Below are 12,653 nucleotides of genomic sequence, written 5' to 3'. Positions count from 1 at the left end.
TCAATACGCTTTTAGATCACCACCCTGAAAGTCAGGTTCAGCCTTTCTTTCATTGGCCTGACAGACTTTGCAATCCGGTGGTCCCAGTTGACCTGCAGATCGCCCTTCATGATCATCAACGAGCCATGTTCCAGTCTGATGGAGTATTTCAGGCCATGATCTGCCTTATTCCGGATATCAAAATTACGTACCTGGCCAAAAGTGACCGAAGCAATTACAGGATGCGTACCCAGCGCCTTTTCATTGTCGCTATGCCAGGCCACCGAGTCATTGCCATCCCGGTAATAATTCAAAAGCACACTATTAAAGGAAATACCGGCAATGGGCTCCACTTTCTCACGGATCAGGAGTAAATCATCAGTCCATGGTAAAGGGGCCGATTTCCCCTGCACAGTATAGTTGTAAGCTTCAGGATCCCCATACCAGGCCGTTAGCCTCGGCGTAACCACCTCTTTATCGTACATTTTCACTATCCGCTGTTTCCAGGCCGATTCTTTGATCAACCGCTCCATCAGTGCTCCACCCTCTGCTGCTCCAAACAATTCAGGACGATAATCCAATAAGGATACTGGGAGTCCGGGCGTATGTCCTTCTTCTTTAAAAAAGCTCAGCTGTTCCATTTGATGCTGCAATAAAATTCAACCCTGCAATTTACTAAAAATATTAGCATAACCAAAACCTGGCTTAGTTATATTCAACCGAGCTGCAAGGTCAGAATGGATATTTAGGAAAAATCTCCTATCTTAATCTCATGAGAACAGAGAAAGAGAAAATGATTGCAGGTGAACCTTACCTCGCCGGAGATGAAACCCTTGTAAAAGAGCGCCTGTATTGTAAGCAGCTCTTATATGAACTGAATATCAAAGAATATATTCTGAATGAAAAAGGGAAAGCCATTTTAGCTAAGCTGATTCCTAATGCGCCTAAAAGCTTATATATAGAGCCCCCGTTTTTTTGTGATTACGGATACAATATCTTTTGCGGGGAGAATGTATATTTTAATGTCAACTGTGTGGTATTGGATGGCATGCCGGTTAAGATTGGCAGCAGTGTGTTTTTCGCCCCGGGCGTACAGCTCTATACCGCTTCGCACCCATTGGATCCGGAACTAAGAAAAAGTGTAGAATTTTCTAAGCCGATTATCATCGGTGACGACTGCTGGATAGGCGGCGGAACAATTGTTTGTCCCGGGGTAACCATCGGAAGCAGGTGTGTGATCGGAGCAGGTTCTGTAGTTACGAAAGATATTCCTGACGATTCCCTTGCTGTGGGCAATCCGGCAAAAGTCATCAGAAAAATCATTCCCGAAAATAAATAAAGAAGAGGCTGTCAGATGACAACCTTTCTTAGTTTAGGTGGTTTAGTAGTTCTTGTGGATCCTGGTATTGTATACATCGTCCCAGGTGATGTACGGATAGAGGTTAAATTTCTTTGCCTGAACTTCAAACAGTGCTTTCAGCTCTTCCAGCTTTGCCGGATTCTTCTTCGCCAGGTCGGTCCGCTCATTGAAATCTTCATTCAGGTTATACAATTCCCATACGTTCTGAACATAGTTCTTTGGAAGTCCTTCTTTATCATTTGATAAATCCAGCAAATCAGGATGATAGGAAAGTGCCGCCTTCCAGCCATCTTTATAGATGGATCTTGCCCCGAAAATATAATAGTGCTGAATGCGATGTTGAGAAGCTGCTTTTGCATCATCAAAAGAATAAACCAGAGAGGTGCCCTGAATGGAATCCTGCTTAATCCCCCTGATGTATTCCGGTGCTTTAATTCCCGTATACTCCAATGTAGTCGGTAGTAAATCGATCACATGACTATATTGAGTCCTGATCGTTCCCTTATCTTTTATTCCTTTAGGATAATAAACAATCAGTGGGTTTCTTGTTCCTCCTTCCGAATTTGCATCCTGCTTCCATTGTTTAAAAGGCGTATTCAAGGCTTGTGCCCATCCTAACGGGTAATTTCCCTGAATAGATTTTGGAGTACCGATTTCTCCTGAAGCCTGCAGGTTATGCTGTATAATTTCCTGCTGACTCAGCTTATTTACTGCCCCTCTTGGCAGGTCTATTGTCCCGCTAAAGGTTCCCTCCTTACTGGCCCCATTATCTCCTATAATCACAAAGACCAGGGTATTTTCCAGTTGTTTTGTTGATTTCAGGTAATTGATTACCCGGCCGACTTCATGATCAGTATAACTCAGATAACCGGCATAAATCTCCATAAAACGGCTATATAGCTTCCGCTCATCCTCCGGAAGTTTATTCCAGGCTTTGATGTTTGAATTACGTTCCGGCAATACGGCATTGGCAGGAATGATTCCACGTTGCTTTTGTCTTTTGAATACTTCTTCTCTGAAAACATCCCAGCCTTTATCAAATTTCCCTTTATAAAGGTCACTCCATTCGGTAGCCACCTGATGCGGGGAATGTGTCGCCCCTGGCGCATAGTATAAAAAGAAAGGTTTTCCTGAATTTGCCTTTTGTTGTCTTTCAATAAAGCTGATGGCCTTATCCGTAATCTGCTCGTTCAGGTGTCTGCCATCAGGCTGAACATGGGCATTGTCTTCCACCAGATCAGGTTTATACTGATCCGTTGCCGAACCCAGAAAACCAAAGAAATGATCAAAGCCCTTCCCTGATGGCCAGCGGTCAAATGGACCGGCATCCGTAGCATCTTCATCTGGTGTCAATCCATATTTCCCTACGGCAAAAGTATTGTATCCGCTTTCCCGGAGTATTTCTGCTACGGTTCCTTTATCTGAAGGAATGCGGCCATCGTAACCGGGGAAACCGGCAGATAAGCTGACATGCGCAAATCCGCCCATGTGTACCGAATGACTATTCCTTCCGGTCAGCAATGCGGATCTGGTAGGCGCACAGATTGCGGTAGTGTGAAAATTAGTATAAGTAAGGCCCTGATTGGCCAGGCTATCAAATGTAGGCGTACGGATCACTCCTCCTAAGGTGCTCGTGGCCCCGAATCCTACGTCATCCAGCAGAATCCAAATAACATTGGGTGCTCCGGCAGGAGCCTTAACCGGCTTCGTCCAGGATTCTTTGGAATCGGCCAGCGTTTTACCGATCACTCCCTGAAATGCCTGTTGCTGTTGTATGATGTTTTGTGAGTACCCTTCTGAGTAACTGAGCCCGCTGCCCAGAAGCAGCCAGGCTATAATTGATCTTTTGTTCATCTTTAAGCGTTCTTTAATTTCCTTTTGCCAATTCTGTCTGATGTTGTGCAACAACAGCTTCAATCTCCGCAGCAGTCGATTGCCCTGCTTTCTTCCAGACTTGTTTTTTACCATGATAAAGCACCAGTGTTGGAAGCTGATTGATTTTAAGCGCTTTCAGCAGCTCCGTCTGGTCATAAGCCTCGATCCGCACAATTTTCGCTGCAAATCCGCTTTTCTTTTCCAAAGTATCCAGAACAGGAATCAGTTTTTTACAGGCTCCGCAATATTTGGAGCCGAAGTCTACCAGAACAAAATCTGAGGATGCCGTCAAAGTCTCAAATTGAGCCGGCGAAAGAGAAACGCCTTTCTTCGCATTATTTACAATCGGATATCCTGATCCAATCCAGTTGGCAATACCTCCCGGAAGGACAATAACTTCTCTGAAACCTTGTTCAGAAAGTTTTTTTGCCAATGCCACACTCCGGCCATTCGCGATGGAATACACAAAAGTGGGTTTATCTTTAGATAAGCGGGCGATGTCTTTTTCAAGTGTTAAAGATGCAGGGTCAATATTGATCGCACCTGCCAGGTGGTTCTGTGCAAACTCTTCGCTGGTTCTTGCATCCAGAATCTGTGCGTCCCTTGCTTTTGCCTTAGTTGCCACTGAGGCCAGTGAACCTGATGATTCTTTGACGGCTGCAGGAGATTGTGCGTTAACGATTCCTCCCAGAGGAATCAAAAGGAGGAATAAAAGCTGTTTTAACTGTTTCATTTTTTTTCATTTTTAATTGGTCAATGATCATTTGATGGTATTCCAGTCCTGAACCCCAACTGCTGCGGCCCATTCCAGGTATTTTTTTTCCAGCTGCCTAACCTTCTCCGGATATTTCCCTGCAAGATCATGCGTTTCTGTACGGTCTGATTTCAGGTGATACAATTCCCATGGCGAATTAAGTTCGGCAACGAGTTTCCAATCCTCTTCCCGGATCGCCCGGCTTCCTTCATGCTCCCAGAAAAGGGGCCTGCCAGCGCTTTCCTTTTTACCCTTTAAACCCCTCAGAAGGCTGCGTCCCGGCAATGGGGTTAAAGTATTGCCTTTAAACCGTGAAGGATATCTTGTTCCGGTCAGTTCCAGAATACTGGGTAAAATATCGATGAGGTGAGCGGGTTGTCCGTTTAAAGATCCCGAAGGAATTAAACCAGGATACCAGGCGATAAAGGGAGAGGCAATGCCTCCTTCATGTGTATTTTTCTTAAAAAGGCGGAAGGGGGTATTACTTACATTTCCCCAGGGAGCCTCATAGCTGTCTATCGAATTTACGCTACCCGGAGTTCCATTTTTCTGAATGACGTAGTTCCAGTTTTTCACTTCATCGGCACTGCCCCCATTATCGGAAAGAAAGATGATCAGGGTATTTTTATCTCTTTTGATCTCCCTGAGCTTATTCAGGATCTGTCCTATTCCCGCATCCATACGGTCAACCATAGCGGCATAAATCGCCATGCGTGTATCCCATAGCTCCTTTTCATCCGCCGACAGGGATTTCCATTCTTTCGCATTTTCAAAGCGTGGTGATAATGTCCATTCCTTTTTCAGGATACCCGAAGCCAGAAGTTTTTCATAACGTTCCTTCCTCAACACATCCCAGCCTGATAAATAACGGCCTTTATATTTCGCTATATCTTCCGGCAAGGCCTGAATCGGCCAGTGAGGAGCATTATAGGCTACATATAGAAAAAACGGATTGGGCTGATCCTTGATTTCATCCAGTGATTTCAGGGCAAAATTAGTGATCGCCTGTGTTAAATAAAGGGAAGTATCCTGGCGTTTCAGCTCCTGTCCGTTCAATTGAAAACTAACCGTTCTTCCATCGTTGTACAGGGGCTGCGAATTAAAATAGCTGCTGCCATTGTTTTGCAGGGTAAAGGATTTGTCAAATCCCCTGTTCACTGCAAAGGCTGAAGGAACCAAACCCACATGCCATTTTCCGGAAACGATGGTCTGGTAACCCTGTGGTTTTAACAACTCTGCAATTGTCGCGCTATGTTTACTCAGATACCCCTGATAAGCTTCGGTTCCTTTGTCCTGAACCATATCTCCTATTCCCGCCTGATGCGGATATAAGCCTGTTAACAGCGAAGCCCGGGAAGGGCAGCACCTTCCTGCATTATAAAACTGGTTTAAGATCACTCCTTCTTTGGCCAGCTTGTTTAAAGAAGGAGTATGGATCTCTGAACCAAATGCACCAATATCCGAGAAGCCAAGATCATCAGCAAGAATGATCAGGACATTTGGCCTGGACCGCAATTTTCCAGCGGCCCGTTGTCCCGGTACTGAGTTTCCCGGTTGAGCAAGTCCCTGGCTAATATTCAGTCCAAAGAATAAGGCGGTTAAAAGGTTAATTCGCTGACTCATAATCTTATTTTTTTATAGGAAGACTTACCATCCCGGGTTTTGAATGAGTTTGCGGTTCAAATCGATTTCCTGCTGGGGAATCGGGAAAAGCAGGTGTTTAGGAACAGACACATTGACTTTTCCAACTTTCCTGAGGGCATCTTCGAGGATAATTTTTCCTGAGGCATCTTTCTCTCTGATCAGGTCAAACCAACGTTGATTTTCCCATACCAGCTCCAACCGGCGGTCAAGGTATAGGGCCTCCCTGAACTGATTTTTATTCAATCCCGAAACCGGCGTTAAACCTGCACGTTCCCTCAGCCGGTTATAAGCAGCATAGGCTTTAGCTGTAGGCCCCTTGGCTTCATTTTCTGCTTCGGCGAGTATCAGCAATACTTCAGAATACCTGATGATAGGAACATTGGCTGCAGATTCACTTAAATTTGCCGACTGATCGGGATCCCAGTACTTATTGAGATAGGGAATAGAATCTCCGGGAATAGACTTATCATTCAGGTCACCATACCATTTTCCATCAGAACCCAGAAAGCGGGTTACAAAACTCCCCCTTTTCTTTCTTTGATCATGGGCTTCATATAGTTTATAGATGCTGAAAAATTTATCCGTTCCTTCTGTATAAAACCTGACCTGATCCGTATAGGAGCCTTGCATCCCCGGTACCCCTGAACGGGCACCTCTTGGCGCCTGGTTGTTACCCTGGCTTAAAGAATTGGACTTAAACTGGGCTGAAAAAATATGTTCCTTTCCATTTTTATACGCCGGAAGAAATACCTGTGCATAATCGGCAAAAAGATCGTACCGGTAAGGACTCGATCCTGGTCCATATGGAAAAGGCCCGGTTACTTCCTCTGCCTTTGCCGCCGCTTCAGTCCATTTTTCCTGGGTCAGATATACCTTTGACAACAGGGATTTTGCCGCGCCGGCAGTAGCTCTTCCAATATCCGCGCCGGTATAAACATCCGGCAATACCGCCGCAGCCGCTATAAAATCCTGCTCCACCTGAGCATATACCTCAGCCACGGAATTACGGGCAATCTGAAAGTCAGAGATGGTTACTCCGGGCTGATCATGAAGAATCAGCGGCACTCCGCCAAATAAACGGACCAGATTGAAATAATATAGGGCCCTTAAGAGTTTCGCCTCCCCTACCAATCTGGTTTTCAGTGCGGGAGTTAAAGCCGGATCTGCAATTTCCGGCACCTTGTCTATTGCAATATTTGCCTTTTTAATCCCGGCATAGTGTTGTTGCCACAACTGAAGTACCCTCAATCCGGTGGAAGAATGATTGAGCACTGCCTGCGAACGTACATCCGCATTTGTTGCCCCAGGTCCCGGATCAATGTCGTCCGACATGAAGTCCATACCCGTAGCGAATAAGGTATTGTATGGGGTCTGAACAGAAGGCCCACCTGAGTTTAAAAGGAAATATGCTGCATTAACCGCATTTATGGCATCTGCTTTTGTTTTATAATACTCTTCCGCTGTAATAAAAGTACCTGGATCTTCCTTAAGTTTAGCGCAGGAGCTTAACCCGGCAATAAGGAAGATTAATGAAAAATATTTGAGGATATTCATTTTCTGATGTTCTATAGAATTAAAAGGAAAGGGATGCGCCTCCCGTAAAGGTTTTACTATTGGGATAAACTCCATTGTCCACGCCCGAATTGATGGCCGACTGTCCGTTAAAGTTTGCTTCAGGATCATAACCTGTATAATTGGTCCAGGTCCAGAGGTTTTGTGCGGAAATATAAAACCTGAGGTTCTTCAGCCTCGCCTTGTTCAGCACCTTCTGAGGTAAGGTATATCCTATAGAAAGATTCTTCAAACGCAGGTAAGAAGCATTTTCAATGAATCGGTCTGCAATGGTTACTGCCGGATCGGTATAGGCACTATGCACATCGGTATTGGTGTTTGTTTCGGAATAGCGGTTCAATAAGGTACGTGGGGCATTCGTATAACCAGTTCCTAATTCTAAAGTACCGCGGTTCTGATTGTATAACTTATTTCCATAGGAAGTTTGGAGAAAGACGGAAAGGTCAAACCCACGGAAACTGAAATTATTGGTCAACCCACCGGTAAATAAAGGCTGATTGGAAATAATGAACCTGTCGCCGGCCTGGGTAATGACCCCATCCCCGTTTTTATCTACATATTGTTGTCCACCCGCAGCTTTATTGGAAGAAGGTGTCAGGGCCTTACCCGGAGGAGTTCCTGCGGAAATCAATCCATTTGTTTTATACACGATAAAGGAACCAATCGGATACCCTACCGCTGCAATGGAAGGCAGGGAACTGTCAGGAATAATCTGATTTACCCCATCCAGGCTCAACACTTTATTCCTGTTGACAGCAAAAATCACATTCGTTCCCCATTTGAAATCTCCGACCAGGTTTTTAGTATTTATTCCCAGCTCAAATCCCTTATTCTCTACTGCTCCGATATTCTGGTAAATCTGACTTTGAAGTGTGGAGAAATCTAACAAGCCACTTGTTGAAGGTACCGTGATGTTATACAACAGATCTGTTGTTTTCTTATAGTAAACATCTGAAACCAGATTAATTCGGCTATTGAACAAAGACAGATCAATCCCCAGGTTATACTGTGCTGTTTTTTCCCAGGTCAGGTCCGGATTGGCATTGGTTCCCGGAGCAAAACCGGAGACATTGTTGCCATTAAAGTTATAACGATAAAAAACTTCCCTTGCAAAAGACTGATAAGCCGGGATTTCCTGATTTCCGGTTAGTCCGGCGCTAAAACGAAGTTTCAAATTAGAAATGGAGGGATGACCTTTCAGAAAGTTTTCTTCACTCAAATTCCAGGCAATCGCAGCGGAGGGAAAGGTTCCCCATTGATGCCCCTTTGAAAAACGGGAAGAGCCATCTGCACGAAGGGTTAAGGTTAAAAGGTATTTATTACCATAGCCGTAGTTTACCCTTGCCAGAAATGAATTTAAAGCGGTATCATAAGCCGATGAAGAGGGGGTTTGAGAAATAATCCCCGAGGAAAGGTTGTTAAAACTCGTTTCATCCGAAGCAAAGCCAGCCGCGGCAGCAATGGCACCTTTGGTTACCGCAGCTTCCTGCGTAAAGCCAATTAAAGCATTGAAATTATGAATTTCATTGACCTTCTTCGTATAGCTCAGCGTATTTTCATTGAGCCATCTGGTAGTAAATAAACTCCCTACCTGTCCAAGACCAGATGTGCCGCTGCCTTCATATACGCTGGAAGGTAAGTATCTGTTCTGCTTATTGTCGACGATCAGGATACCGGCAGAAACCTTTGCTTGCAGGCCTTCAATAATCCGGTAATCTGCAGAAGCGTTTCCCAGGACCAGATTGGTACGGGTTTCGTTCAATTGATTATACAAGGTATTTATTGGATTTCCATAAGCCCCTTCATAGGGGCTTTTCAGGTAAAAAGTACCATCAGCATTATATAGGGGAACAGCCGGCGACATCAGCAATAAATTCGGCACCACCGACTGAGGGGCGATTTGTGCTTTGGAATTGCTCCCGGCAATATAGGCGACAATTTTCAGGCGTTCATTGTATTGATGTTCTACATTCAAACGGCCTGAATAACGGTTGAAATCTGTATTTTGTAATACCCCCTCCTGTTTGAAGTAATTTCCTGAAAGGGCAAACTTTGTTTTTTCAGAACCGGTTAATACCGAAATGTTGTGGCTTTGAACCGGAGCGCTACGAAAAGCAGCAGCCTGCCAGTCCGTCCCTGTTCCCAATGCATCCAGCTGTTCCTGTGTATAATAAGGTGCTTTTCCTGCATTGTTCAAAGCGTCATTTCTCAATGCCCCCCATTCGGCAGCATTGAGCAAAGGAAGTGTCTTCACTACTTTCTGAGAACCGTAATAACTGTCAAAAGTAATCGAAGATTTTCCTGCAGTTCCTTTTTTTGTATTGATGATGATGACCCCATTGGCTCCTCTTGAACCGTATATTGCAGTAGAAGAAGCGTCTTTCAGGACATCAATGGATTCGATATCTCCTGGGTTTATGGCCGAAAGCAGGTTAATTTTCGGGCCATTACTTACCCCTGCATCTGCGAGCTTTTCATCGTTATAAAAAGGAAATCCGTCAATCACATACAAGGGTTGTGAACCCGCAGTCAGAGAGGCCGAGCCCCGGACCTGCACACTTACTCCTCCCCCTGGCTGTCCGGTAGATTGTGTCACCTGCACCCCGGGAATAGATCCCTGCAGCAGGCGTTCAGCAGAACTGACTACCTGCCCTTTTACTTCCTCCAGTTTCAGAGAGGATACGGATCCCGTTACATCTTTTCTGCGTTGTGTTCCGTAACCAACCACAACCACATCATTGAGGTTATTGCTGATCTCTTTTAACAGGACTTCCACGGGACTTCCGGTTACGTTCAGCTCAATCTTTTCATAACCGATATAACTGATGATCAGGGTGTATGGGAACTTCTGACCTGTCCTGAAATTGAACCGGCCTTTATCATCTGTGGCGACTTTATGGGTCGTTCCTTTAATCTGGATCAATACTCCGGGCAGCACCTCTTTGGTTTTTGCATCCAGTACCTGGCCGACAAGTGTAGAATTAATGATGGGCTGATTCTCCTGTGCGTTGATCCCAAAAGGAAACAGCAACAGGATGACCAGGCAGGCGGTCAGAAAAGCAGAAAAACCCACTTTTGACTTTATTATAAATGAAGCATTGATTTTCCGGGAAGCGGTAGTTTTCCGGTCCGCCGGATAGGTTAAAGACAGGGCATAACGCTCCCTCTCTTTAGCAAGATAGTACATATTTGTATAGTTTAAAATGACATGATAGGAGCAGGTCCAACGCCAATTGATTTCCTGTTCTTTATACGATTAATCTTTAGGGATTTGAGATTGATGTGCTTTAACCTGCCGCAGCGGGCACTTGTTTCAGCGCCAGTTCCTGTTCTCCCTGATGTTGGTGAACCGTTCTAAGGGTTAATAAATCTCTTTCTTCAATCGGAATATCCTGTTTTACGATGGGCCCGTCTGCTGCCAGTTCGCTTCCCGGTACATGTGATTTAAAAATCGGCCATAACAATTGGGCATACCATGGATCTCCTTCATAATGAGAAATGCCATAGGCTGAAGGATATTGTCTGGAAATATGTGCCGTTCCAAAAATGACATCCCAGAGGAAAAACATGTTTCCGAAATTGCCTTTGTAATACCCTACGCCATCATCAGTTGTTGCGGCATGATGTGCATGGTGCGTTGCAGGCGTAGAGATCAGGCGCTCGAGCACCCAGGCTATCGGATGCAGCACTTTATATTTATAAAAAGGCTTGTCCCATGGAATACTGGAATGGGCCAGGGTAGTGATGGTACTTTTAATCGCGCCCACCAGGATTCTTGGTGCACCAAGACCGAGATAAACCAGGATGGTAGTCACGTAAGTTTGAGAAAAGAAAAGTGTATACAATGCGTTCTGGCGACTGGCCATTGCCATTCCCATATAAGAAGCAGAGTGGTGTGTGCGGTGAAAACGCCATAACCATGGAATTTCATGGTGCAGACGGTGATACCAGTATTGAGTCAGGTCATCTGCAATCGCGATAATCAGCAATCCCCATCCGAACGAAACCCAGTCGAACTCATTTCTCAACGCAGGAATCACTGCTGGTAAGAATTTCAGTCCAAAGAAAGCGATAGCGGGTCTGATCACCAATTTTGGCAATACAAAGCAGGCAATGTCTACTAATTTTTCATTTTTATTCCAGCGTTTTTTATATAAGCCGAAGGAGAATTCAAGGATCCCTAAAACGAGAACCAATACACTGAGTCCGTAACCATTCAGGTTATCTATGACTTGTTGGATAATTTTAATCATGTTGTGGTTTATTTGGTGGTTTATTTGGTTAATGGATTAAGGCTTAGTCACCTGGCCTGTTTTTGTTGTTTTCTTTAACCAGGGTCTCTGGCCCGTAAAATAAAAGGTGAAAAACATCAGCAATATGGGTAGTGCATAAATAAACAGGCTCAGAAAGATGTTTCTAATGATTCTCTTCTTTACTGATTCTTCAATTTTCATAATGTTTTATTTAAGGTTTACGGTGGTGTTTGTAGCCGAAGGCTGTTTTGTTAAAATTTTCTGGATAAGCCAAAGCCCTCCCAAAAGAATGACCAGAGGAACGGTAGCTACTACAATCCCTACTGCAATCTTCTTTCCGATCAATTGTAAGTCTGAAATGGTCATATGATGATTTTGTGGTGTGACAGTAAAAGGAGAATGTGAGGAAGGGGCGGATATACGCCGGTCAGAGAATTCCCTGAGGATTCTGCAAGAGATTTCATAATGATAATTTTAAATGACAAGATTGAACAGTACCAACGCCAATTGAATTCTGTTCCTTTACTAAATATTAAGCTCTTTTAATAGAAATATGGAGGCTGTACAGGGGGCACAGCAGACTAACAACAACAACAACATCCTGCCAGGGAAAGGGAGGATATCAATTCTTCATTTGTAAAAATGAATCTTAAATCGGGATGTAGGTTTAAACTTAACATCGTTATACTGTGTGAGTTAGATTGTTTATACAAATATAGAATTTGAATCCAACAATACAAATTAATTCTACTAAATAAGTAGAATTAATTTGAAAATCTTTTATCTGCTAATTTATTTAACTTTGAGAAGGTTTAAATGACAAGATTGAATCAGGTCCAACGCCAAAATCAGAACCTGGTTCAGTTATTAATCCTTGGGGGAATACTAGTATTCCCCTTATTTTGACTCCTCCACTACCCTATGTGCTTACAGAAACAATTTCCAAACTTAAGTCCGGTTCTTTTGTTCTTATACTAATTAACATTAGAAAGGAAAGTATTATGAACAGAGAAAAAAATCCAGCACAGAAAGGTCAGGCTCAAGGTAATCCGACTTCAGACCGCATCCATCACAGTGTTAAAGATGATAAAAAACAACAAGGCATTACCAACGGTGGCGGACAACGATCCGACCAGACCTCAAATAAAGACAATGCCCGTAAAAGGGAACCAAAATAAAATTCAGCTCATAAAAAAGGCCTCCAGATATCTGAAGG

Annotated in this window: 11 protein-coding genes; 2 read left to right on the top strand and 9 right to left on the bottom strand. The window is 44.0% G+C overall.

Annotation, left to right across the window (positions count from 1 at the left end; genetic code table 11):
• Window positions 1-11 precede the first annotated feature (11 nt).
• Window positions 12-620, bottom strand: coding sequence for an alpha-ketoglutarate-dependent dioxygenase AlkB family protein (locus tag BFS30_RS15695; RefSeq protein ID WP_069380158.1), 609 nt, complete (start codon window positions 618-620; stop codon window positions 12-14).
• A 131-nt stretch (window positions 621-751) separates the two neighbouring features.
• Here BFS30_RS15695 and BFS30_RS15690 point away from each other — a divergent pair, with 131 nt between their 5' ends.
• Window positions 752-1,318, top strand: a complete 567-nt coding sequence (locus BFS30_RS15690; protein ID WP_069380157.1) for a sugar O-acetyltransferase — start codon at window positions 752-754, stop codon at window positions 1,316-1,318.
• A gap of 42 nt (window positions 1,319-1,360) precedes the next feature.
• On the opposite strand, the gene BFS30_RS15685 is transcribed toward BFS30_RS15690, so the two are convergent.
• From BFS30_RS15685 to BFS30_RS27945, 8 genes are all read right to left on the bottom strand, one after another.
• Complete coding sequence (locus BFS30_RS15685) at window positions 1,361-3,193, bottom strand: arylsulfatase (protein ID WP_069380156.1); 1,833 nt, start codon at window positions 3,191-3,193, stop codon at window positions 1,361-1,363.
• A gap of 13 nt (window positions 3,194-3,206) precedes the next feature.
• Window positions 3,207-3,947, bottom strand: a complete 741-nt coding sequence (locus tag BFS30_RS15680) for a thioredoxin domain-containing protein (protein WP_069380155.1) — start codon at window positions 3,945-3,947, stop codon at window positions 3,207-3,209.
• A gap of 27 nt (window positions 3,948-3,974) precedes the next feature.
• Window positions 3,975-5,591, bottom strand: coding sequence for an arylsulfatase (locus BFS30_RS15675; RefSeq protein ID WP_069380154.1), 1,617 nt, complete (start codon window positions 5,589-5,591; stop codon window positions 3,975-3,977).
• A 24-nt stretch (window positions 5,592-5,615) separates the two neighbouring features.
• The gene (locus BFS30_RS15670; protein ID WP_069380153.1) at window positions 5,616-7,166 is read right to left on the bottom strand and encodes a RagB/SusD family nutrient uptake outer membrane protein; all 1,551 of its coding nucleotides are present in this window, start codon (window positions 7,164-7,166) and stop codon (window positions 5,616-5,618) included.
• Window positions 7,167-7,185: 19 nt separating this feature from the next.
• Window positions 7,186-10,371 carry a SusC/RagA family TonB-linked outer membrane protein gene (locus BFS30_RS15665; protein ID WP_083252071.1) on the bottom strand — a complete coding sequence of 1,062 codons (3,186 nt, stop codon included), beginning with the start codon at window positions 10,369-10,371 and terminating at the stop codon, window positions 7,186-7,188.
• Between the two features lie 100 nt (window positions 10,372-10,471).
• Window positions 10,472-11,437, bottom strand: coding sequence for a sterol desaturase family protein (locus BFS30_RS15660; protein ID WP_083252070.1), 966 nt, complete (start codon window positions 11,435-11,437; stop codon window positions 10,472-10,474).
• Between the two features lie 36 nt (window positions 11,438-11,473).
• Window positions 11,474-11,638, bottom strand: a complete 165-nt coding sequence (locus BFS30_RS27950) for a hypothetical protein (RefSeq protein ID WP_167353153.1) — start codon at window positions 11,636-11,638, stop codon at window positions 11,474-11,476.
• A 6-nt stretch (window positions 11,639-11,644) separates the two neighbouring features.
• Window positions 11,645-11,803 (bottom strand): hypothetical protein, encoded by a 159-nt coding sequence (locus BFS30_RS27945; RefSeq protein ID WP_167353152.1) that lies wholly within the window; start codon window positions 11,801-11,803, stop codon window positions 11,645-11,647.
• 635 nt (window positions 11,804-12,438) lie between these two features.
• On the opposite strand from BFS30_RS27945, the gene BFS30_RS27940 reads away from it, so the two are divergent.
• Window positions 12,439-12,615, top strand: a complete 177-nt coding sequence (locus BFS30_RS27940; protein WP_167353151.1) for a hypothetical protein — start codon at window positions 12,439-12,441, stop codon at window positions 12,613-12,615.
• Window positions 12,616-12,653: the final 38 nt, after the last annotated feature.

The organism is Pedobacter steynii (assembly GCF_001721645.1).
GTDB lineage: Bacteria > Bacteroidota > Bacteroidia > Sphingobacteriales > Sphingobacteriaceae > Pedobacter > Pedobacter steynii_A.
This window is presented reverse-complemented; position numbering and strand designations above follow the sequence as displayed.

What these genes read in the sequence shown, in the direction of transcription:
- BFS30_RS15690 (WP_069380157.1), top strand. Translation starts at nt 752, where the DNA reads ATGAGAACAGAGAAAGAGAAAATGATTGCAGGTGAACCTTACCTCGCC.
- BFS30_RS15660 (WP_083252070.1), bottom strand. Translation starts at nt 11,437, where the DNA reads ATGATTAAAATTATCCAACAAGTCATAGATAACCTGAATGGTTACGGA.
- BFS30_RS15680 (WP_069380155.1), bottom strand. Translation starts at nt 3,947, where the DNA reads ATGAAACAGTTAAAACAGCTTTTATTCCTCCTTTTGATTCCTCTGGGA.
- BFS30_RS15675 (WP_069380154.1), bottom strand. Translation starts at nt 5,591, where the DNA reads ATGAGTCAGCGAATTAACCTTTTAACCGCCTTATTCTTTGGACTGAAT.
- BFS30_RS15685 (WP_069380156.1), bottom strand. Translation starts at nt 3,193, where the DNA reads ATGAACAAAAGATCAATTATAGCCTGGCTGCTTCTGGGCAGCGGGCTC.
- BFS30_RS15665 (WP_083252071.1), bottom strand. Translation starts at nt 10,371, where the DNA reads ATGTACTATCTTGCTAAAGAGAGGGAGCGTTATGCCCTGTCTTTAACC.
- BFS30_RS27950 (WP_167353153.1), bottom strand. Translation starts at nt 11,638, where the DNA reads ATGAAAATTGAAGAATCAGTAAAGAAGAGAATCATTAGAAACATCTTT.
- BFS30_RS15695 (WP_069380158.1), bottom strand. Translation starts at nt 620, where the DNA reads ATGGAACAGCTGAGCTTTTTTAAAGAAGAAGGACATACGCCCGGACTC.
- BFS30_RS27945 (WP_167353152.1), bottom strand. Translation starts at nt 11,803, where the DNA reads ATGACCATTTCAGACTTACAATTGATCGGAAAGAAGATTGCAGTAGGG.
- BFS30_RS15670 (WP_069380153.1), bottom strand. Translation starts at nt 7,166, where the DNA reads ATGAATATCCTCAAATATTTTTCATTAATCTTCCTTATTGCCGGGTTA.
- BFS30_RS27940 (WP_167353151.1), top strand. Translation starts at nt 12,439, where the DNA reads ATGAACAGAGAAAAAAATCCAGCACAGAAAGGTCAGGCTCAAGGTAAT.